We start from the raw sequence: 205 nt of genomic DNA, 5'->3' as shown, positions 1-205 counted from the left end.
AGTTCATCAAAGTCAACGCTTGAAGCGTGTGAGTGTTACACATTCAGAACGTAAAAACGTTTTTGACTTTGAGAAGTTACGAGACTTTTTTATAAAAGTCAAGTATGGTAAGAATCCTGGAGTGTTGCAATCTCTTCTTCCCTCATTGAACAGATCCATACACGGGTGTATAGACAATGCAAAAGGGAATGAAATTTTAAATAGG

The 205-nt window shown here is 36.6% G+C and carries 1 protein-coding gene; it reads left to right on the top strand.

All coding sequences use genetic code 11. The features are described 5' to 3' along the window. Nucleotides 1-205, top strand: a 205-nt coding sequence (locus L3049_RS21580) for a hypothetical protein (protein WP_275111911.1), incomplete at both ends; no start/stop codon positions are given.

This window comes from Labilibaculum sp. DW002 (assembly GCF_029029525.1).
Classification (GTDB): Bacteria; Bacteroidota; Bacteroidia; order Bacteroidales; family Marinifilaceae; genus Paralabilibaculum; species Paralabilibaculum antarcticum.
The sequence above is the reverse complement of the archived record's forward strand: the minus strand, read 5'-3'. Positions and strand labels throughout refer to the sequence as shown.